At 44.6% G+C, this 22,465-nt stretch carries 10 protein-coding genes; 6 read left to right on the top strand and 4 right to left on the bottom strand.

Features of this window, described 5'->3' with window-relative positions; all coding sequences use genetic code 11:
- Window positions 1-73: 73 nt before the first annotated feature.
- The 4 genes from HMPREF9441_RS01975 to HMPREF9441_RS01960 form a co-directional block, all read right to left on the bottom strand.
- Window positions 74-2,200: a hypothetical protein gene (locus HMPREF9441_RS01975; RefSeq protein ID WP_008617385.1), complete on the bottom strand. Its 2,127-nt coding sequence runs from the start codon at window positions 2,198-2,200 to the stop codon at window positions 74-76.
- Window positions 2,201-2,271: 71 nt separating this feature from the next.
- Window positions 2,272-4,977 carry an FN3 associated domain-containing protein gene (locus HMPREF9441_RS19155; protein ID WP_008617383.1) on the bottom strand — a complete coding sequence of 902 codons (2,706 nt, stop codon included), beginning with the start codon at window positions 4,975-4,977 and terminating at the stop codon, window positions 2,272-2,274.
- A 122-nt stretch (window positions 4,978-5,099) separates the two neighbouring features.
- A complete protein-coding gene (locus HMPREF9441_RS01965; protein WP_008617382.1) occupies window positions 5,100-6,533 on the bottom strand; it encodes a family 43 glycosylhydrolase in 1,434 nt (477 codons plus the stop codon).
- A gap of 14 nt (window positions 6,534-6,547) precedes the next feature.
- A complete protein-coding gene (locus HMPREF9441_RS01960) occupies window positions 6,548-7,987 on the bottom strand; it encodes a carbohydrate-binding protein (protein WP_008617377.1) in 1,440 nt (479 codons plus the stop codon).
- Window positions 7,988-8,401: 414 nt separating this feature from the next.
- Here HMPREF9441_RS01960 and HMPREF9441_RS01955 point away from each other — a divergent pair, with 414 nt between their 5' ends.
- From HMPREF9441_RS01955 to HMPREF9441_RS01930, 6 genes are all read left to right on the top strand, one after another.
- Window positions 8,402-12,502 carry a hybrid sensor histidine kinase/response regulator transcription factor gene (locus tag HMPREF9441_RS01955; protein ID WP_008617375.1) on the top strand — a complete coding sequence of 1,367 codons (4,101 nt, stop codon included), beginning with the start codon at window positions 8,402-8,404 and terminating at the stop codon, window positions 12,500-12,502.
- 286 nt (window positions 12,503-12,788) lie between these two features.
- Window positions 12,789-15,767: a SusC/RagA family TonB-linked outer membrane protein gene (locus tag HMPREF9441_RS01950; RefSeq protein ID WP_253270808.1), complete on the top strand. Its 2,979-nt coding sequence runs from the start codon at window positions 12,789-12,791 to the stop codon at window positions 15,765-15,767.
- An 18-nt stretch (window positions 15,768-15,785) separates the two neighbouring features.
- Window positions 15,786-17,351 (top strand): RagB/SusD family nutrient uptake outer membrane protein, encoded by a 1,566-nt coding sequence (locus HMPREF9441_RS01945; protein WP_008617372.1) that lies wholly within the window; start codon window positions 15,786-15,788, stop codon window positions 17,349-17,351.
- A 57-nt stretch (window positions 17,352-17,408) separates the two neighbouring features.
- Window positions 17,409-18,215 carry a hypothetical protein gene (locus HMPREF9441_RS01940; protein WP_008617371.1) on the top strand — a complete coding sequence of 269 codons (807 nt, stop codon included), beginning with the start codon at window positions 17,409-17,411 and terminating at the stop codon, window positions 18,213-18,215.
- Window positions 18,205-19,248, top strand: coding sequence for a DUF5007 domain-containing protein (locus HMPREF9441_RS01935; RefSeq protein ID WP_253270807.1), 1,044 nt, complete (start codon window positions 18,205-18,207; stop codon window positions 19,246-19,248). The genes HMPREF9441_RS01940 and HMPREF9441_RS01935 overlap by 11 nt, the downstream gene beginning before the upstream one ends.
- A gap of 21 nt (window positions 19,249-19,269) precedes the next feature.
- On the top strand, window positions 19,270-22,464 hold the full coding sequence (locus tag HMPREF9441_RS01930) for a SusC/RagA family TonB-linked outer membrane protein (RefSeq protein ID WP_008617369.1): 3,195 nt from the start codon (window positions 19,270-19,272) through the stop codon (window positions 22,462-22,464).
- Window position 22,465: the final 1 nt, after the last annotated feature.

Raw genomic sequence — 22,465 nt, 5'->3', positions numbered from 1 at the left:
CCTTATAAACGAATGACACAGCAGATAAGATAAACCAAATTCTTCCTCTATTGTGTCATTCGTTTTTTTCAAATCAAAGTCCCTTGTTCACCAATAGGTAGTGTACTAATGCCCAGTCTTGATCATTGGCATATTCGTCATAGAATTGTGCTTTTATTCCGTTTACTTCGTGTGGATAAACATAGGCACAGGAGGCTTTGCCATCTTCGAAGAATAGACAGAGGTTGTTACGGACTATTTCTTCTGCACGTTGTTGATAAGCAGCCTTCCCCGTGCATTGGGCATAAAGATGAAAGACTTCGGCCGTAATCGTACTCCAATAGTGCGGCATCGTATCGCCAAAGAGTTCCCGTTTGCCGAACCAGTAACCATCCCAATGGCGAATGCTGATGTCATGGAGATAATAGCTAGGTTGACAACCGTTAAAGGCTTCCAATACTGGTAATTGTCGTTGGGCTTCGTCGAAGTATTTTCGGATACCTGTTTCAATGTATAGTTGTAGGAGGAATTGTAGGGCGGGAGCCACAATGCTTTGTTCGTAGTTCACTTCATGTTTAGGGTAATTCATTCCGTTTTTAACGAAGACATCGCCGCTTTTGATAAATTCGTCTTTAAGATGCTCATACTCATTTGTCATACCGGCTTTTTTCAGTGATTGCAGTCCCAGACACACCGGAATATTAATGGCATAAAAACCGTAACCGAACTGCCGGAACATGGAACATAAGGTTTGGTAGCCATCGATAGCATATTGTTTATTGCCTGTCACTTTATACATTTGGAAATATAGTTCGGCTACCCACATGTAATTGTATCCCCTGTTCCGTCCTTTTTGGTCAACACTGGAATAGGTCGTATAATCTTCCGTTTGTAGGCGTTCACGAACAAAATGGACATATTTTAGAAGTGATTCTTTCAGTTCGGGTTTATGGGTTAACAAGTATTGTTTTGCCAATAAAATACCCATTCCGAGGCGTTCTGCTCCTTCATCGCGGTCTACCGGGTTGCAGTTCGGAGTGTCATTCTTATAAATACGGTTAGCTTCGTTATCGTATACCATATAAGCACCGTATCGCATATCGTTTGTATCGTTCATTTGCTGGTGCGTACGGATGAACTCCGTGCGTTTCTCTATTAATTTATCGAAAGAAGAATGTACCAGACAGTCGGCATGCGTACGTCGGCCATTGTTGTACAGGATTTCAAAGCGGACTTCCCCCGGTTGTTCCATGATGGCTTCTGCCTTCCAGACACGGCCTTTTTGTTTTATCTTTATGGGTTTACCGTTTTTCAGAAGTTTGACATCTTTCAGTGGATACTGGCTACGGAGTTCGATTTCGGCTTTTTCTCCTTTTTCAAACATGTATTTGTTGCATGACATCCATACACTTCCTTGCTGAAGCAATTTGTTTTTAAAATCTTCATTTCCGAGATGTGGAAAGAGAGACCATTGGATGGAATAGGAACTTCCGGATTGAAGTAACGTATCAGGTAAATTGAGTGCTATGACTCCACGAGTATGAGAGTTTCCTTTATCTATGCCTCGTTCCAAGATATCGTAACTTTTGATACTTCCTTCGGTTAATACCAGTCCGAGATGTGGCGCTGTACCACCCATGCGCAGCGCATTGACGTATGCTGCACTTTCACCGTCCCAAATATGGGCATGGGTACGTGAATGAATACAAGTCGTTGCATCGGGGTAATTGTCGTTAAAAGGAGTATAGATACCGATATCGCTGATTCGTGTACATGTCTGGCCGGTATTGGTAAAGGTGTAACGCTCGGTTAATCGGTCATGGTCCAGTGAACGTTTCACATCTATTCGTATGTTTCCCACCCGATAGACCTGTGTTTGCTCAAAAGAGGATATTTTTTTATCCCACGGAGTATAAGATGTGGGAGATGTGGAAACAGGCTTTTTCCATTCGTATTTTACTTTTTTATTTTCACTCTCAAGGGTGAGATATCCCAGCCCCCAACCGTATTTTTCGGTTATCCAAGGATATTGGCTACCATCCGTTTGGAGTATCCAATTCATATTTTGAGGATCGTGGTCGAGGATAAGCTGGTTTATAGCGCCTGTTTGGGTATTGATTTTGATATGAATACCGTGTTCGTCAGCTTGGACGGAAGGATTGACTGACAGTACACATAAAACGACTGCCATGTATGGCTTATAAAAATATTTGTTCATCATGCTTATGTTTTGTTAAAAATGAATGGAGAGTGTGTTATAGACACACTCTCTTTGTCCTATTTGGATAGGATTTATTCTACGGGCATACCGTATGCGGTGAGCTCATAGACACCATCGGCCCAGGTGGCCGGATTATTGTTATGCACATTGATGATTCTCAGTACCGTTAACCTGAGGTATCTGTAAGCCGACGAGTCCGTGACAGGGAGTATCTGGAAACCTACTTGCCAGTTGTCCGTTCCGTCTACCAAGGTTTGAAAGTGTTCGCCGTCCACACTCCCTTCGATCGTGTATTTATATGCCGTTTCCGAGCCGTTGACCAATTTGGTTGACAAGTTGAGCTCCGATATCTTGGCCTTTTTTTGCATATCTATGGTCAGGACATACGGGTACGTACTGTTCTGGAAGTAAACGGAAGAATTCATGTCGGCTCCGTCCGTGATGCAGGATGCCGTATGAGGATTGGCACCAACCGTGGTGGTAGAGACCAGTGCGTTAAGCGTAAGGTTCCTGCCGTTTTGTACGGGGACAATGCCGTATGAGTCATGAAATTCGATATAACGGTAATAATCCATGGAAGCATAGCCTTTGTTGAATTTGGCTACGGATATTCTCGGGAAATTCCCGTCCGGGTCTTTATGGTGGTACTGGGCGCCCCAATGGTAGCTCCACACGCCGAATGTTTCGTGGTTTGTGCCTCTTCTTTGGATATTGTTGAACTGTGCCCCGAAAGTAGAGTTGTTACCGATTTCCCGTAATGAAGTCCATACCCCACCCAAATTTTCCGCCGAGGCATACATGGCCTGGCTGGGATACCATCCGGACGCTTTGGAACTGAAGAAATAGTATTCTCCGTCTTTTTTGATGATGGATGGGGTCTCGCGATGTTGCCCTTTACATATCGTATTGACCAGTTCTACCGGTTTGGTCCATGTCTCGTCCAGTTTGTAGATGTGGATATCGCTGTTCATATTGGTGGCAGACAAGAGGTATCCGCTACCGTCGTCATCCACGAATAACGATTGGTCTCTGGAATCGTAACCTAAAGGTCGTTCCATCGTACCGACCTCGATACCGCCTTTCGGGGTTATCTGCGCCAAGAATATTTTAGCTGCGGTATATCCGCCTTGATCTTCATAATGGGCGGACAATACGACTTTACGGGTCTTTTCGTTGTAACGGAATCCTATACCCTCGAAATTTACATTGGGATAGAAAGCTATCTCGCGTGGACTGTTCCAACTTCCTTCCTTTCCTGTTGTGGAATAAGATTCTGACAGCAACCAACCGTCTTTTTCCTGTCCATCTACAGTTTTTTTCTTCCGTTCCAGCCGGTAAGAGAAATAAAGGTCTCCTATTTTCATCCCGGAGATGCCACCTTCTCTATTTTTCAGATATTGACCGTTGCGGTTGTCGTACACGTCGCAATCTTGTGAAGGGCTGAAAGGCATGGCCGACTGCGATTCCGATGTGGCTATCTTTCGACCCTCTTTGTAGCCTTCTACATGATAGGTATAATTTTCCCCTAAAGACAACCCGTAATCATCGTAGGTGTCTCCCCGGGTCTCCCCAATCAAGGTTCCGTTTCGAAATATTTTGTACACGTCTGCGTCATTTCTTTGCATCCAGTTGATTTTTACGTTCTTCACTTCGTTTTCGCCGATTAACTTGAATGGGGTGGCAGTGACGGCCCATGTACTGATGGCAAAATCTGCCGAGACTATTTTACTGGCGCCTTCCGCATTGTAAGCAATGGCGTTGACTCTTGTCGTTTTGTCGATCGTGAACGGAGCAATATATTTATGGCTGTTTTTGTCCGGTTGGCTGCCATCGAGCGTATAGTAAATTTCGGCAGAAGGGTCCTTGTGTTTTAATTCTACGGTTTGGCTATCCCACGAACCGCCGTCCCAGGAAATGATGGGTGTTTCTAAGTTGGCACTGATTTGCTCTACGGAAATCAGGCTGATATTGCCGTTTTCCCATTCTTTTCCGCCTATCTTGTTACTTTCGTAGGTGAAAGTTGTGGGGTGCGTCAATTTCAGATCGTGAGTTACCCATACGGCTGGGTGTATCTTGTCTTCGGATACGTTGGTAGACAGTTGCTGGGTGTTGACAATCTTTTGATCTACTCTGAGATAACTGGTGAAGTTTAATTTGATAATCGGAACGTGTGCGACTCTGATTCTGTATACTCCCGGTTGTAAGGTCAGTTTGTAGGTCAGTCCTTCGTCTTTATCTTTACCGTCGCTGAGGAATGAGGTTGCCCAGTCATCCCCATTTCCGGCTGTGACATATACCTTCTGGTCCTCATATTGTTCGCGTTCCACATATCCCCATTGGTCAGTGCCCGAATGGAATTTACGGTCCGGGGCGTCATTCAGTAAAGCCTCGCCACGCAGGGACTTGGCAGCTTCGAATATTTGGGAGGAATGAGGGGCGACACGGCCTGCGTCGATAAGGTAAACCAAGTTCTCCGGCAAAGTCCATACGGCGGCAGTTACTGGTATTTTTGTACCTTTTCGGTCTGCTTCGCCTTTTACGACCGTCTTGTCGAATGGGGTATTGAACTGGTTCTTATTGGTTTTGTCCCATTTTACCGGCAGGCTGTCCGAACCGAGTTGAATGCTCGATGGCAATGCGGGAAGTTGGTTGACCACAGTACCTATGACCACGGTTTCTCCCTTGGTGTCATCGGGGGAGGCCATGCCCTGTAAAGGGGGACATAACAGGAACGTTACTATAATATAGTTCCTCATCCATGATTTTTTGAGTGTCATTTGATAAATATTTAACGGTTTGTAATTTGATTGCTTGTCTCTTTAAAGAAAGTAAGTGCGAGGCCGTCACGGATACGCACTTAACAACATTAACCTAATTTCAAGTGTTTTTATTGAATAGTTTAAGATGCCCTGTATGAATATTTGTCTGAATCGAAGTAAACTCCGAAATAGTGAGGTTCTCCGTTTTCCGTGAGGTATAAAGGAGTTCCTTCGAAAGTATTATTGCCCGAAACAGAGATGAACTTCTGGTCCTGCATGCTTTGTATGCGATAGAATCCGTCTGCTTGTCGGATGAATTTCCACTTTTGACTGTTGCCGTCTGTAGCTTCGGCATTCAGGCGTAAGGAACCGAACGTGTTGGTCAGGAGCTTGCCGCTTTTGGTGTCTTTTAACTTATACACGTCCGGACTTTCGGTTTGCAAGAATACAAAGTTCAGGTTGATTTCGTCGTTGTCGTCAGCGAGGGTGAAACCGTTCGCAGGTTTGGACACGAGCCGGTCTGCCTGTTGTTCCAATAAGGCGTAAGTGTTTCCCGGCACGATTTCCGCAGCTTGTTTATAGCGGTACATTTTGTCGAAGATACTCAAGTCCCATTGGTCGTACCAGCGGACGACAGGATAACCCGAACGCATGCTGACCGGTAACCAGACATGAGTGGAATGTTCCACATCGTTGGGATTCCAACGGTCGCCCATATAGATGAATGCATCTTTTTTGCCTTCCAACTGGAAGACGTAACACGGTTGCGTACGGTAACTTATTTGTTTCATCTTGTCGATGGCAAAATTGCCGTTGCGTTGCCATTCGCCCATGAGGTTGTCCGTGTAGGCGCGCCGTCCCGGGTTGGGAGCCCAGCCGGTGCAACCCGAAAACAGACCGAAATACCGGTTGTTCCATTTGAAGACGGCTGCCGCTTCGCATTTCTGCCCTTTCAACACTTGCTGATTTGTGCCTTCCGGCTCCAGATAGTCTTCACGCAGGAGGGCGATGTTCGTGTTGGTGTTCATTTCGGTGGAACAGATATGGTAAGCTTTTCCGTCGCTGTCCACGAATAATGTTTGGTCGCGCGATTCGTTTCCGTTCGGTCTGAACGTCTTGTAGAGCGTGTAAGGACCGGTGATTCGGTCGCTCGTGGCTACGCATACCCGTGCGGCACCATAGTCGCTGCTCGATTTTTCCCAATGGCTCCACATCACCCACTTTTGGGTCTTCGGGTTGTATATGACTTTCGGGCGTTCAAAGAGGCGGCCTTGTGAGATGTCGTTCAAGTCTTCACGGGGTTGGCCGTCGGTTTTCAATGCCAGTCCGATACGTTTCCAGTTGTAGAGGTCTGTGGAAGAATAGCAACTGACACCGTTCGATTCGAATTTCGTACGATCCTCGCCAAACCAATAGTATGTGCCATTGTGGAACACTACGCAGCCTCCGTGGGCATTGATGGGGGCGTTTTCAGTGTCGTTCCATACTTCGCCCGGATGGAATTGGGCAAGTTGTGCCGGACAGTGGGTATGCCATGTCCACAAACCTACGATGAACAAAAACAGTTTCTTCATGCTTCGTTTGCAGGTTAGTTGATATTTACCGTAATTTCAGGAGATGCCGGAGCGTATGCCCCGGTGGTATCGAATGTGAAGTATTCCACCTTGGCATTATGGTTGATGAAGCCGATTTTGGGGGTATATTGGCGTGATACTCCGGTCAGTTTTACGTTGTCTATCTCGAACGGGCTTCTGTGTTCGCCCCATTTTCCGGATTCGGTCTGGAAGACGACACGGATTTGACGGCAATCGGGAGAGGTGGTATAGTCCAAAGAGTAAGTCTCCCATGAATCGCTGGCAATTTCCACCTTGGTTCTTTTCTCACGGTCTTGCATTTCTTCAATAAACATAGTGGCGGCTAAGGTTCCCTCTTTTTCCCGGATTCCGCCTTTGGCCAGTGCCGTGAGCGTGTAGGTTTCATTCGGCGCCACGTCGACAATTTGGTTGATATTGCCGTTGCCCCAACCGTTGGCCCACATATAGGGTACGATTTTGGCGATGTGATTGTCCACGTCGACCGTGTTGTCTATTTCTTCCGGGAGGATAAACTGTTGGCTGCACCAATAGTCGTGTATGTCTATATACCAGCCTTCTATGCTTTTGGCCACGTCTTCTGCATTTTTAATACCGAAAACTTCGAATTCCCCTTCGAATCCCGGATTCTTCAGCAGGTTTTCCTTTAGTTCTCCATTGCCGGTGGCAAAGTCGGGTTGCAATCCGTAGTCGTGCAGACGTACTGTGTCCACGGCTATGCCGTCGCGATAGAAGAACGCGCGGTTGTCCGGCATTACGGCAATTCTATAGGTATGTGCTTTGCCATCGTTGTTGTAGAATTTGCCTCGTCCTCCGGTTACGTTGGTCGACGGGTTTGTGAAACCGTCCGCTTTGGAAGTAGAATGGAATAAACCGAAAGCGGTGGAAGAGACATAACTTTTAAAGCCGTTGCCTTGGGAATCGATGGCGAAAGGATAAAATTCATCTCCATCCGTAGGTGTCGCCACCTTGAATTCTATCGTGTATCCGTCGGCAGACGGATTGAATGCTTTTTCAAAATTTTCCTCTTCGCCTCCTTGGTAGGTGGGAGTGGCGGATAAGTCTTTGACAGGGAGTGCTTTTCCGGCTCCTTTGACAGCGACATAATAACGGGTGTCACCGCTGCGAAGGATTACCTTCCCTGTGGTTTGTTGTTTGGAACTTATCAGTTTCACGGTCACTGTACCCTTGCTGTTAGGAGAAAGTTCGCGGGGAGAAACCTCAAATCCGTTTGTTGCAGAAATCAGGATGGGTTCGTCCGAACGCAGATTTCTGGAATCTACGGTGAACGACGCAGTCTCTCCATATCCGTGAATGGCGATTTCCGACGGGGCGGCTGTGGCGTTCTTTTTCGACTTGGCATTGAGCGTAAGCGGGCAGTACACCATGGTCATTCCCACTACAGCAGCTATGACTTTTACATAATTTCTTTTCATATTCTATTTTTTTTAATCATACATATACAACATCTGGTAAAGCATTATTCTGAAAACATCTTTTATACCTGGCAAAACTTTACCTGTTTCTTTCACTCTTGCTTTTTTCTGATGCAAAATTCATAAAAAATAAAATGAGTAAGGGACGATTTTTATTCAGATTAGGACAAAATTCAATCTAATATCGTCTGAGGAAGATTATAGTTCAATAAAGGCAAAAATGGTTCACTTATGTGGGGTGAAAACCGTGTTCCTCATAGTCGAAAATCAGTTGCCGCAGATTGAAAAATCGTTTGGCTGAGAACGAAAAATCGTTTGGCGCAGAAAATAAAAGGAGAAAAAAGAACTGTGAAAGACAGCATATAGCTATATTTTATTATTTTTGCATGCGAAAAAACAGATTGATTAGACACCATGAAAAAAAGGAGTGTGGTTTTTCTCATTTCGTTTTTACTGTATACGGCTTGGGCTTGCGGGAGTTTATTGGATAAGATTTCAGTGAAACCGTTTCCTTTGTTGGGACAGTTGCCTTCCAATAAGGTGTATTGTATGTATCAGGACCAGGAAGGAGTACTTTGGTTGGGCACTACCGACGGGTTGTGTCGCTACGATGGCTACGGGCTTCATGTCTTTCGCTCTTCTCCAATGTATCCTACACTTTTGCCTCATAACGACATCCGGGAAATTACCGAGACACGGGATGGAAAATTACTCATCGGTACGCAGAAAGGAATGTGTGCGTGGGATAAGAGGACCAATCGGTTCATTTCTTTTACGGATTCTTTGTTGACGAATTATGAAATACGCTCCATCGTGACCGACGATGAGGGGTATATCTGGGTCGGTTCATATAAGAAATTGGTACGGCTTAGTCCGGATTTGTCTGAGGTCAAGTCTTACGATTCAAGCCTTCCCGTGACCAGCGTGAACATGGTGTATAAAGATGAGGCCGGTACGGTTTGGGCCGGTTTCTGGCAAAGCGGGTTGTACCGTTATAACCGGACGACGGATCGTTTCGAGCGTATGCCCCGATTGGGGTTATACGACAATCCTTTTCGTATGTTGCAAGACAGGCAAGGAAGGTATTGGCTTTCTACATGGGGAGAAGGACTGTTCAGGATGGAGGTGGACGACAAGAATGCCATTCATTATGTCAGCGAGTCTCTGTCGGGCGAGAACGAAGACGAGGTTCAGAATTTGAAGTATGCTTTTTGTTTGTTCGAAGACAGTCACTGGGGATATTTGTGGATGCTCGGTTATTATGGTTTGACCATCGCCCGGATTGAAAACGGGCATTTGGTAGCTATACCGTCGGACAAGTTGGCCACCCAGACGAATAATCTGTTTAATCGGATTTGTGCCGATAGAGAGGGGAATATTTGGATTTCTGCAGCCGGGGACGGAGCTTATCAGTTGATTGTCAATGACAGCCGAATCTCTAATTACTCTTTGCCTGTATGGCAAGACAAAACGGGAAGGCTTAGTCCTATCGTCCGGGGGATATTCAAGAATAACGCGGAGCTGTTTTGGATTAATTACGACCGTATCGGTTTGGGGTGGTATACCCCTAGCGATAATTCTCTGTTCTTTTGCCGTGACCTGGAGTCTACGGATGATTTAGGGGATTTGGGAGATATTTCTACGTTCTTTTCACCTTCTTCGCAGAAAGAAGAGGTTTGGGTGGGAGCTAAATTTGCACCTAAAATTTATGTATTTTTAACACAGAGGGGGGGGGTAAAATTGCCCACTCTAAAGAAGGTTCTAGATCTTAAAAGTATAGGTGCGGGAGTTCCTTTATCAATTAAAGAGGATTCGCTTGGGAATATATGGGTTGCGACGGATTATGGTCTCGTGGTTTGTCGTACAGACCGCGATAAATTGGCCGTAATAAAAGTGGATATCCATGATATTTCATCCATGGAGATTGATACGCGAGGAGCTATTTGGCTGGGGACCCACGGGCACGGACTTTATCGGATTGTTCCGGAATATCGTCGGGGCGAGGTCGTGAAATATACGGTTATGCATTTTAATGCGCATAACAGCACATTGCTTTCAGATAATATAGAGACCCTTTGTTCCGATGTGCACCGTCGGAAAATATGGATTGGCACGACGGAGGGATATGTGCAGGCTTGGGATATAGCGACGAACAAGGCGAAAGATTATTCTCCATTATTTTATAGTTATATCAATGCTTCTATTTACGACATTATTACGGGTAAAGAGGGGCATATATGGGTCTCTACGGCTAAAAATGTGATAGAATTCAGTCCGGATAATGAGGTGATAAAGTCATACGCCGGACTGGACGATACCGGAATACATTCTTTTGAGCGGAATGCCTGTTTCTATTATGATGGTGTCTATTATTATGGTAGAGACGGAGGAATTACCGGTTTCAAGGGGACGTCTGATTTGGCAGGAAAGGCACAGGCTGTGGATGTGGATATCACGGATGTGAGGGTTTCAGGAAAATCAATCTTGGACGGAGGCTTTTCTGAAGAGGGATTGTTGGATATACAGTCGCGGAAACTTGTATTGGGGGCGGACGCTCATGATATTGAAATTGATTTTTCGACTTTGAACTATTCTTCTCCCAGGCAAGTACTGTATGCCTATCGGATTAAGGGCGTAAACAACGACTGGGTATATACCGGAAATAATCTGCCTCGTGCCTATTATAACAAATTGCCCAAGGGAGAGAGTATATTGGAACTGCGTGCCACGGACAGTGAAGGGAGGTGGAGTGCGAAGACGGTTTCCTATTTGATAGAACGTAAACCGGCTTTTTATGAGACGTGGTGGGCGTATGTGGTATATGTGTTCCTTTGCGGGATACTTGCATATTGTTGTTACCGATGGGCAGTCTACCGTGTCAGGTTGCGCAACGAATTGAAGATTATTCAAATAGAAAAGGAAAAGAGCGAGGAACTGACACAGGCTAAGTTACGCTATTTCACAAATATATCTCATGATTTCCTTACGCCCATCACAATCATATCCTGTTTGATTGACGATATGGTCATGACGTATAAAAACAGAATTCCCCAGTTGGATAAAATGAGAAGCAGCCTGCGCCAATTGAAACATTTGATTCAGCAAGTGCTTGACTTCCGAAAGATTGAGAATGGGAAAATGAGCCTTCAGGTGTCCGAGGGAGATATTTCAGTCTTTATAGAAGATTTATGCCGGATGAACTTTTCCGTGCTGATGGACAAGAAGCATATCTCTTTTGCCGTTGTGGCGGAGAAGCCCCATATTTCGGCTTGCTTTGACCGGGATATACTGGAGAAAGTTTTGTATAATTTGTTGTTTAATGCTTATAAATATACGAATGAAGGCGGTGAAATCACTGTTTCTCTTTCTGTGGTGGAAAATGACGGTGTACGTTCAGCATTGATTCGGGTCAAAGATACCGGTGTGGGCATTCCTCTTGAAAAACAGCCTTTTGTATTCAATCGTTTTTATACTGCTACGACGGACACGGCGGCAGAAGCAAACGGGATAGGGCTGTCTCTGGTAAAAGAGTTGCTTGAGATTCATCACGGACGGATTGCATTGGAGAGTACGGTCGGTAAGGGGACTGAATTTTCAGTTCTTTTGCCGATGGAGAAATCTGCTTATTTGCCGGAAGAATTTGCTCCTCAGGAAGATATGTCGGCGGTGGAAGAGCTTGAACTTCCTCACGAAGAAAATATTGTGGGCTATTCCGTATTAGAGAAGACTGAACCGCAAAAGGAAGTGGACGGTTGTATGTTGCTGGTGGACGACAATGTGGACTTATTGGATGTAATGTGCCGTGTTTTCTCGCACCGCCATAAAGTCCTGTTGGCACACGATGGTATAGAAGCTGTTGCCGTGATTGAGAATAACGCTGTGGATGTGATTATCAGTGACGTGATGATGCCGAATATGGATGGTCTTGAACTGTGTCGCCATTTGAAGGCCGATATTAATACGAGCCACATTCCGGTGATTTTATTGACGGCAAAAAACGCTCCGGAAGACAGAATAGAGTGTTATAAGGCCGGATGTGACGGTTATGTGGCTAAACCGTTCGAGCTGAGAGTGCTTGAAGCCAGAGTGGAAAGTTTCTTGGAACATAAGCGTTGTGCCCAAAGAGACTTTAAGGAAGAGCGGGAAGTGAGGACTGCCATGTTGAAAATGTCAGCTCTGGATCAGAAGTTTCTGGATAAGGTAATTTCGATTATAGAGCATAATATGAAGAAGGCGATAGATATAGATGTGAACACGATAGCCCGCGAGGTGGGAATGTCCAAATCATCTTTTTATCGTAAGATAAAGCTTATCACGGATCTTTCGCCCGTAGAGTTTGTGAAAAATATCCGGCTGAAGCATGCATACGAACTTTTAGAAAAGGGGGAGACATCATTGGAGTCCGTTGCTTATTCCACCGGATTTTCCAGTGCGAAGTATTTTTCCACCTGTTTTAAGGAACAGTTCGGAATCACCCCGACGGAATTTTTACGTAGGCGTGAACTGGATGTCTGACGGGGAGGACTTGGTTTTATCAAATATTAGGGATTACTGTTTGTCTTAAAGGCGATACGCATCTCTCTATTCGTTTCCGAATGAAACTGATAGGGAGGTTTTTGTATTATTTTGATAATAAATGCTTTATATGTGGTTTCTGAATCAAAAATATCTTTGATTGAATGATTTTTATCTTTGGATTTCTCTAATTTGGTCTAAAAACGGGTTAACTTGGTTGAATATTGTACTGCATTCTTTTAATATACCTTTATTTTTGCACCATGTCGAATTAACTAAAATTTGTATGAAAAACAAAAGAAAAGGAAGACGATACAGTCGAATCACCTATCCGTTTTGTGCGGTATATTGTTTTTCCATGCTGTATGCTGGAAGTGCATACTGCATGAACTATAGGTACCCTTTGTCACAATCGGATGCAGGCAGTAGTGTGACATCTTATCGAAAAGAAGCCTTGAGGAATGATACCTTACTGAAGGACGGTACGAAAAAGAGAGAAAAACAGGATTTTCTTCAGGAAGCCCAAAAACCGTGTAAGGCCTTGGGGCTACCGGACTCGGTCGACATGATGGGAGTCTACCGGTCACCGTACATTTCTCTTCAACAAAATTTAAAAGGACAAGTGCCCGGATTGTACATACAGGAGCCGAGTGGGGAACCCGGAACGCAGCAAGCCATGTTTTTGCGCGGAACGTCCGTTCCTTTGTTCTCGAAAGTCGATGCGATGTCTACTCAGCCGGCTGTATACGTCAACGGGGTTCCTATCATAGAAAACCGGGCTTATTCATATAGTATAAAGAATAATGACGTGAATCCTTTGGGGACAGCCACTAATCTTCTGGCCGGTTTGCATTTGGCCAATATAGAGTCGATAGAAGTTATAAAAGACCCTTACGAGCTGGCTAAGTTAGGCCCGTTGGCAGCTAACGGAGCCATTTGGATTGTGACCCGGGACGGATACAGGGGAGGACCGAATGTTACGGTAGATGCCAGTTTAACGGCATCTATGGCCTCCAACGGGGATGTGCGGATGACGAATGCAAACGATGAGCGGAATTTCCGTGCCGGATTTTACCCCGAAGGTACGGATTTGGACCGTTATCTTCCTGCTTATTTGAAAGATAGAACCGATCCTATGTTTTTCGGAGTACCGGGTTGGGCCGAGGATTATTATAACACTCCCCAGTTGCAATATAACGTGAATGCGTCTGTCGCCGGCGGTAAAGGTATTGCCAATTATTTGTTCGCTATTGGGACGGCTACCAATGAGGGTATGGCGGATAATACAGACTATTCGAAATACAATATTGATTTCTATTTGAACATGATGCCCGTAAAAGGCTTGACGGTAAGTACGATCCTGCAAGCCACGAAAGCATCACGTTCGCGGAACAATACGTTAAGGGATCGTTATGCGGAGATGGAATATTTCCCGTCCTTGTCTACGCCGTTGCCTCCGACTCAGTCCGGAAGTGGCACTTATCTTTCTTACTTGGATGATTCGAAGGATGACAATGACAATATTGCATTGAATGGTAGTCTGGCTTTAAATTACCTTTGGCGTGCTTTACGTGCCGGAGTATCTGTAAAATTTGATTATGAGACGGATGTACGTAATGCTTTTTGGCCTACGACTGTCATTGAGTCTATGAACTTTACATCAAATTATTCGGCCTATAATCGACGGTTTATCGGGGATTTTTATCTGGGATATGATATAGATTTCACGAAAGGGCATAAGCTTTCTTTTGATTTGAAGGGAGCTATGGAGGAAGATCGTTTTCATTATAATTATACCAGAGGATATGATGGGAACGATGATATGCATAAAAGTACTTCAGGAGGAGGATATAAAGTAACCAACTTTTTGGATCAGGAAGTATTGCATTTTATGAATTCCTCATTGAATGTAGGCTATCGGTGGAGAGACTATTTATCGGCAGGTGTGATGTTTCGCTATGACGGGGTTACTTCCGTACACCCGAACCATAAGTGGCTTTTTACTCCGGCTGCAAACTTAAATTGGAATTTGAAGCATTCTTTGATGGAAAATATCAGTTGGATTTCCGATCTTGCCTTGTTTGGTTCGTGGGCACGAATCGGCCGTTACCTCCCGTCCGACCGTTACGGAATGGGGCCTCAATCTACATCAGAGAATATCGGTTGGAGTGGGTCATGGATTTCCGGTTCGTATAATCAATATGCCACGGCTACTCGCCCTTATACCTTTGGATGGATAGGTTTTGGGGTAGAATGGCCTTATGCTGATAAGGCAGAATGGGGTATACGTTCTAAGTGGTTGAAGAACAGGTTGTCTGCAGATGTTTCTTTTTACTCTAATAGGGATAAAAATCTGCTCGTAAAATTGCCTGTGGCTCATGAATATGGGTATGACGGACAATATAAACAAGGTATGGAGATTACAAACCGCGGTGTGGAGTTGTCGTTGGCCGGAGTTTTAGTGAATCAGCCTAATGACGGATGGCAATGGTCTGTCGCCGCAAATTTTGCTTTCAATCATAATGAATTGTCTTCTCTTCCAGATGGGCTTCAACAGGCAGAAACGGATGGAAGGTTGTTGAAAGTGGGTGAAGCCGTTGACCGTTTTTATGTTCTGGAAAACAACGGAATCTATCAATCCGATGCAGAAGTACCTGTAAAAGACGGACGGAAGATGACGGTGAACGGGGTGGAACTGAAGGCCGGCGACCCGAAATGGGTAGATAAGAATGGCGATAATAAGATAACGGATGAAGACAAAGTCCTGAAAGGCCATTCTTTGCCGAAATATACAGGTGGATTCTCTACCCAATTAAAATTCAAACGTTTTGATTTAGGTGCTTCATTCTTCTTTGCCGCCGGTCATTCTGCGATGAATTACAGGGCTTATCAACAGTATGATTTTGCGACGCTTGACAGGGGGGACAATTTGGCCGGTGCGAAAGAAATCTTTTTTTGGCAGAGCGGAAATGTACCGATGGATTACCCGCGTTACAACGTATTGAGTGGGGTACATCCTTACCGGGCTGATCAGGATTTGTATTTGGAAAAGGTTTCTTACTTGAAGTTGCGGTCTGTTACTTTGGGGTATTCTGTTCCTACGGCAAAACATAGCGTGTATGTGTATGTGTCAGGAAATAATCTGTTTACTGTTACTAATTTTAGCGGCGATGATCCCGAATTGGTGGATTTTGACGGATATTATCGGGGTTATGGCATGGGGATACCTCGCTCCGTCACGTTGGGAGTTCGTTGTAGTTTTTAATCTTTCAAAAAGAAACAGATGAAAAAGATAGTTTTTTATATTAGAGATTTCTTTTGTGGCCTATGTATGGCTATAGCGGCTTGTGGGATGTTTTCTTGCAGTGATTTTTTAGACGAAGAATCTCATCATGCCTTGCCGGATACCCAGAATTGGAAAACTTTGGAAGATGCCCGTTCCGGTTTGATGGGAGTATATGGCTTGATGCGTGCGGCTTTGGCTGATAATAATACCCAGTGGGTTTGTGGAGAATTACGTTTGGGGGATTTCCATACCGATAGCCGGGATGATTTGGATGCCATCATACATAATGATTTGAACCGCAATCTGTCTTTAGTGAATCATGTAGCCGACTGGCGACGGTTTTATGCCGTAGTGAATGCTGCTTCTGTTTATATGGAGCATGTGGAAGCCATTGTTGGGCAAGACATGGCTTACTCGGAACAGAATCTGAAGTGGGATGTAGCCCAAGCTCGTGCATTGCGTGCATTGGCTTATTTCTATATGGCTCGGATTTGGGGCGATGTGCCTTTGGTGACTTCATCTTATGACAACGGTTCGTTTCCCCAAATAGGAAAATCTCCTTCTTCCTCAGTTTTACTATATGCTAAAAATGAACTGTTGGCTGCCGCTGAAGAACTTCCTTTCCAATTCGGGAGTGACAATAATCAGTATTATCGCCAAAGTCCGTCTTTTTGGCAAGGGAAACTGCTGAACAAGTTATCCGTTTATGCTATTTTGGCACATTTGTCAGCCTGGACAGGACATTATGCGGATGCTGAGACTTATTCCGCTTATGTGTTGGATAATTACACTCAAATAGGTATCGGTGAGGAACAAATTTGTCTGGATGTGGAGAATGTCGTTTCCGAGACAGGACTGTTTTGTGGTAGTACGACGACTTATGCACCCTATCGTCTGGTTGCCTTTAATTTTGTTTATAAAGACAATATGGATATGACGCAAAGCGGACATCTGGAACAGTGGACATTATGTAAACCGTACGTTCAGAAGTTATATCCGGATTTATATGTGATGAAGGATTCGTTGGCAGTCATATATGGAGATTTTAAGGATGTGCGGTTTGGTATGGATACGATAACGCATAAGTATCAGTCGACCTATTTTGATATGAACGTTTCAAAGCCTGTTTTCAAAAAGATAAATGTCGTGCAGAACGGGGCAGGAAAGGATGGCGATTTTGCCGTATTCGGTTCCTCTATTCTTTTTTCTCGGATGGAGGATATGATGCTGCTACATGTGGAGGCTTTGGCCGCTATCAACAGGGGGGATGAAGCCATTCAGGAATTGAATGAGTTCCGGAAGTACCGTGGGCTGGCTTCTTTGTCTTTCAAGAAGGATTTCGGAAGTGATATCCGCAAACTGATAAATAATATTTTTGAAGAACGGCGTAGGGAATTGATTGGAGAAGGACATCGGTGGTATGATCTGGTCAGGAGACAGAAAATACTCAAAGATAATCCGCAGCTTCTTGACTTGATAAGTAATGGAGGCATTTACTGGCCTGTATCCGAAGAAGTCATCAAGCAAAATAGTTTAATTCATCAAAATCCGTATTGGGAATAATTGAATCTGCTTTGAGCGAGTTATAATGGGTATGAATTTTAAAGTACGATAAATATCATGAAACAAATACTTTTGAAAAATGTGATTTTATTCATGGCCGTATGCGGGCTGTTTTCTTGTCAGGAATATGAGATAGGAGAAGTACCGACGACAAAGGCGGCTACGGAAACTTATGCGGGAACGTTGTATGCTTATCTTGCGGATAAGGATGCTCACCCACAAGTGACTTTCGATTCTCTTCTTTTTTTGATAGACAGTCTTCCCGGATTGAAAGATTCTTTGGAACGTCATGTGCCGATGACGGTGTTTGCCATTCCGGATCCTTGCTTTGAAAAGGCTTTGTATGCCCTGAACCGATATCGTAGTTCCTATGAGTTGGGAGATGAGTTGTCTCTAAAAGATTTCTTGATAGAACCCTTTACAGTTTGGGATACGATTATCAATCAAATTACGACAGAAGAATTTGATACGATTGTTGTGGCACGGAATTATGACTATCGCAGGCTATTGGATTCTTTGGTTTGTTCCTATTGTTTTGATGGGGAATATACGATGCAGAATATCAGCGAAGTCGGTGGGGCTGTAGAACCTGTTGCTTTGACTTTTGGACACCAGATGCGTATGGAGGCTGGGCGAATTTCTGCTTCCGGAGCGGAAGAACTGGGGTCGCGCTACATGCGTTTGGTGGAGACTTCCGGTTCAAAGGTTACTACGCAATGGGTTAATGCGGAGGTTGAGACATTCAATCTGGCCACTTCCAACGCTTGGGTGCATATTTTATCGAAGGAGCATGAGTTCGGTTTTAATAATTTTGAACAGTTGTTTTATAATTATGGAAATGAAAAGAAAAAAGTTGAAGAATAAAGTTTGTTGGTATATGGGAGTTGTTGTGGTGGGGGTGTTGCAACAGTCCTGTGTAGATAAGTTTGTTCCGGAGAGTTTGGATGCATTCGATAAAGATGCCGGCTTTACGACCACGCTTTATCGCCCGGTGTTGGGACGGAATAATTTGATTTCTGAAAACTTTAGTCCCGGCAATTCTACGCAACCCCTGACTTTTTCGATAACCCGTGTGGTGCGTAAGGATGGAAGCGAAGCACCGGAGTTGACGGAAGAGTTTCCGGTCAGAGTCTGGCATACACCTTATCTGGGAACGGAAACTTCATTGGAAGAGATTGAAGCCAAAAGAGGTTATGAGAACAGAAGCCTGTTGCAGGTGCGCGAACATTCCGGCGAATTGATTTTGTGGGCAAATGCTTTGTCTTCTTTCGTAAAATGTGCACCGGACAGTGGTTATGTCTTTGATATACGAGTGACGAATTCCGGTGGTTGGAAGGATTATACCGGATTGCGGTTGATTCCGTATCGTGAACGGGATTATGAACCTACTAATATGGATGAAACGACTGGTATCGTGACTGAAGATTACGTGCACCCCACGAGCGTGAGCCGGATGTATAAGGTGGGGGAAAGTTCCTTGTTCGGGTTAATGGATCCAGAAGATATCAATGTTTTTTTTCGACGTGACGTAGAGAACGGGTCAAAGGAATATACGCTGACTTTCCGGTTTATGACAAAAGATTATCAGCCGATTTCTCCCCGTAAGTTTTCCGGAACGGATTGGGGACATTTGGTGCATGGCTTCGACATGGAGATGACAGATGAATATGTCCGGTATAAGGTTGCCTATCCCATTCCTTTGAATGATATACCGACCGAATATACCAATAAGGATGGAGACAAGGCTCACGTCGTATTCCGTTACGACCGTCTTATGAATGGTACGCAACGCGTCGCTTCATCGATGTCATTTGATTTTTCCATATATAAAGAAGGGCATTGGGAGATTATTTTCGTCTTTTCCGGTGGAGATCCGGAGTTCAGAGACAATTATTAATGATATAACAAAGTTCGAAAAATGAAGAAAATATATATCGTAGTCTTGATATGCATGTTCCCATTATTTGCTGCCGTGGGTTACGCGCAGGTTGTGGAAATCACAGGACATGTATATGAAAGAATCGGGAATGGGAAAGAGCCGATTCCCGGTGTAACCGTAGTCGTACGAGATGGTTCGGGCAAGAAAGGGCGCGGTGCTTTGACCGGAATGGATGGGGCGTTTAAAGTGAATGCAGATAAAAAATCCACACTGGTGTTTTCTTATATGGGGTTTCGTACCGTAGAAATGAAAGTGGATAAGGCTTCCAAGAATATGAATGTCTTTATGGAAGAGAGTGTGAATGCCATGGACGAAACTGTTGTCGTGGCCTATCAGGCTCAAACACGGGCTGATGTCGGTGCCGCTGTTACGGTGGTTAAGGCAAAGGACCTGCCGCCGGCTCCTGTTGCGAATGTGATGGAGTTGTTGCAAGGGCGTGTCGCGGGTTTGAATGTGCAGCAGAATAACGGCGCACCTGGTTCTATCGGAACCTACACGATTCGGGGTATATCCAATATTTCGGTAGAAGAATCGGGTGGGGATTATATTCTGGGGTCTTCGGCTCCTTTGTTTGTGATTGACGGGATTCCGCAGGAAGATGTCGGAGATTATGATGCCAATGGGTTGCTGGCCGGTTCCGGAGTCAGCCCTTTGTCCAGTTTGCCTTTCGAGGATATTGAGGATATTACGGTATTGAAAGATGCGGCAGCTACGGCACAGTATGGTTCGCGTGGTGCATACGGTGTGATTGTGATTACGACTAAGAGGGGGCATGCTTCCAAACCGGAAATAGACTTTTCCATGGACATGAAGGTGAATATTCCTCCCCGTTTGAGGGATGTGTTGGTGGGACGATGGGAACGCCTGTCCCGTATCGACCAAATTCTTCAGAATGATACCTCCCGTTGGAACGGTTATTACGATGTGAATGAAAACCAGGCTTTGACCGACAGCTTGAACCCGTATTATAACAATAATATGGACTGGCAGGGAAATTTTTACCGTAGAACGGTGAACCAGACGTATAATTTGGCTGTACGAGGTGGAGATTCGAAGTTCAATTATAAGATAAACGGAAACTATTATTCGGAGAATGGTATCATCCAAAACACGGATTTCAACCGTTATGGCCTCCGTACCAATATGGGTTATTCTCCGACGGACAAATTCAATATGTATGTCAGTGTGAATGCAACTTTGGGTATCACGGGTTCCGGTAGCGGAAATGCGCTCCAACAGAAAGGTGTGGCCAGTGGTGCTTCTGCATCCTCATTGCTTCCGCCTCCTTCCATGTACTCGGCTTCCAATGCGGCTTTAGGCGCGATGATGGTGAAACAGAATACGACGAGCGTATCTTATGATGCAAGCATGAGTATGACATATCGTCTGCCTTGGAATATCAGTTGGAACTTGGTAGCGGGTTATACTTATAACAATACGGAGAATGAGAAATTCACTCCGGGGATATTGAATAACAATATGGCTCAGTTGTATGGATTGAGTAAATACAGCGACAGGTTGTATGGGCGGACCAGTTTGAGCTACTACGGGGAATATGGCATATTGAAATACGGTTTGACAGTAACGGGAGAAATCAGTTCGAATCGAAGCAATGGAAATGAAGTCACCCAGACGGGTTTACCCAATGACCATTTGTGGGGGCCTATAGGCTCATATTCTTCGACCGGTTCGGCTTATACTTCTTCAGAAGACAATACCGTGTCTTTCAATATTGCGCCCAGTATAGGATTTAAGAACCTGTCGGGGGGAAAAGACAAATATGTCATTACGCCGACTATCCGTCCGGAAGCCAATTCAGCATACGGTCGAGGGGTGAAATGGCAAGTGAACCCCGGAGTAAGCTTGCGTTGGAATTTTGATGAAGAAAAATTCTTTAAAAAACTAAATTGGTATTGGGTGGATTATGGGGCAATCCGTGCGTCTTGGGGACGGGTCGTAAAATATGCCGCTTCGAAATATGATGTATGGGGAACCTATTTATTAGGGGAGGACACCTATAACGGTGCCACGGTGATTCCCATAGACTTTGCCAATATGCCGAACAATAATATTGACCCGATTACTACAACCCAATGGAATGTGGGTTTTGATTTCGGTCTATGGAACAACCGTTTGACTTTTCAAGGGGACTGGTATTATAAGCAGGTCGACAATCAGTTGAGTTCTATCGAGGAACCGGATCATAATGCTTTTGATAAAGTGCCGACAACCGAAGTCAGTTTGGTCAACCATGGTCTCGAATTGTGCTTTGTGGTTCGTCCTTTCCGTCCCAAAAGCAATTGGAGCATGGACTGGATGGTCAATTTTGCGATCAATAAGGATATTATGACCAAATTGCCGGATGAAGCACGGCAAATTATCAATTCCAATGCTCAAGTCGTGAATAAACTGGGAATCAACACGATGTCCAATTATCTGTATATTTATAAAGGAGTGTACGCTACGGACGAGGATGTTCCGGTCGACCCGGCTACGGGGCGTAGGTTGAGAGTTGGAGGAAACAATATATCCGCAGACAACCCTAATGCTTATTTCAAGGCTGGCGATCCGATATGGGTGGATTTGAACGGAGATTATATTATCGATGAAAAGGATAAGGCGATTGTGGGAAATTCGCAGCCGCGTGTCAACGGAGGTATGTCTATCAATTTACGCTACAAAAACTTGTCTTTGTTTACGAGTGTCTCGTTTTTGTTGCGTCGTGATATCATCAATAAGGTGTTGGCAGACAATTTTAAATCGTTTAATAATCCCAATGTGTCTAGAGATGGGTTGCAAGGAAGTGCTGCATTGGCTCCCATCGGGGCTTATAATTTCTGGACACCCACCAATGTCCATGCGGACTATCCTAACCCTTATGATTACCAGCATTCCAGTGTGATCGACCCCTTCCGGGCAGACCAGACCTTATTTATGGAAGATGGATCGTATTTTAAGATCAATGGGATTACCCTTTCGTATTCCTTGCCTAAAAAATGGACGGATTACATTCGTATTCGCTATGCAAGTATCCGTATGAATTTGTCGAATATATATACGTTCTCGAAGTATTCCGGTATCAATCCGGAGAATGTGAACAGTCTCGGTTGGGATATATCGGGCGGTTATCCCAATGCGCGTACGTTCTCCATAGGACTGAGTATAGGTTTGTAAG

Source organism: Paraprevotella clara YIT 11840 (assembly GCF_000233955.1).
Classification (GTDB): domain Bacteria; phylum Bacteroidota; class Bacteroidia; order Bacteroidales; family Bacteroidaceae; genus Paraprevotella; species Paraprevotella clara.
The sequence above is the reverse complement of the archived record's forward strand: the minus strand, read 5'-3'. Positions and strand labels throughout refer to the sequence as shown.